The sequence below is a fragment of the Kluyvera intermedia genome (assembly GCF_021440345.1).
Lineage (GTDB): Bacteria > Pseudomonadota > Gammaproteobacteria > Enterobacterales > Enterobacteriaceae > Kluyvera > Kluyvera intermedia_A.
This window is the reverse complement of record NZ_JAKCNS010000186.1, coordinates 1-333: the sequence shown is the minus strand read 5'-3', so window position 1 is coordinate 333 and position 333 is coordinate 1. Positions and strand designations below refer to the sequence as shown.

Here is a 333-nt window from a genome sequence, read left to right as displayed (position 1 = left end):
ATTTTTTTATGTTGTTAAATCTACCAACTATTGCTAAAAAAATAAGGTGGGATATTAATGCATATGAGAATTTGATATTAAAATCATTGGGTTCTGAAAAGTATGATACAATTTTTATTGTAAAACCATTTTTGTTGTCATATTGTTTTTTGTCATCTTCTATTTTTGATAAAGTTAAAAAGTGTATTCTCTTCAATTACGACACGATGGTACGCTTTCCAATTGATTATAAGTTGGTTGATAAGCATTCACGGTATTTTTATACTTTTGATATTGATGATGCAATAAAGTACGGCATTAATTATGCGCCTTTGCCTAGATCGCCTAGATCGC

The 333-nt window shown here is 28.8% G+C and carries 1 protein-coding gene; it reads left to right on the top strand.

Annotation, left to right across the window (positions count from 1 at the left end):
• Positions 1-333, top strand: a 333-nt coding sequence (locus LZ634_RS22625) for a hypothetical protein (RefSeq protein WP_234508965.1), incomplete at both ends; no start/stop codon positions are given.